Raw genomic sequence first — 563 nt, 5'->3', positions numbered from 1 at the left:
CTTAAACAAAGCACGCGCATTGCACAAACGATCATCACTCTAGGGTGATATGTGTCTCCTTGAAAAAACGCATAAAAAGAGCACGCAAAGACAGCGCGGAGAAATTGAAATAACAGCACTTTAACTTAACAAAACAAACTGAGGCAGAAAAAAACGGCAAAGCCGCCCCAATGTTATGAGAGCGCGTTATGAGAGCGTCTCCTTTACTCTACAGGAGAAACAGTTCCCATAGCAGAAGTGTTGGCATTTACCACATCATTCGTCGCCGTACCCACACCATTGGTAACATTCTCCCCTACAGCATCTGTCATGCCCGCTGCTCCATCAGATGCAACACCTTTTGCAACAGCATTGGAAGATTTTTGCAATCCCATAAGACCAACTTTAGTGTATCCAACAGTTCGTATTTGATTGAGCAAATCGACAACAGCCCCATAATCAATTTCACTATCGGCTTTGATCAAAATCTTCGTCTCTAAATTTTGGTTTGTTTCTTTAAGCAAAGCTTCAGTAAACGCCGTTCGATTGACAAGGTTATCACCAACATAAAGAGAACGATCTTT

Annotated in this window: 1 protein-coding gene; it reads right to left on the bottom strand. The window is 42.1% G+C overall.

Annotation, left to right across the window (positions count from 1 at the left end):
* Positions 1-203 precede the first annotated feature (203 nt).
* A partial coding sequence (locus ACFIMI_RS09830) for an ExbD/TolR family protein (RefSeq protein WP_375692550.1) occupies positions 204-563 on the bottom strand: 360 nt, incomplete at its 5' end.

The organism is Bartonella sp. AP4SXKL (assembly GCF_042195845.1).
Classification (GTDB): domain Bacteria; phylum Pseudomonadota; class Alphaproteobacteria; order Rhizobiales; family Rhizobiaceae; genus Bartonella.
This window is presented reverse-complemented; position numbering and strand designations above follow the sequence as displayed.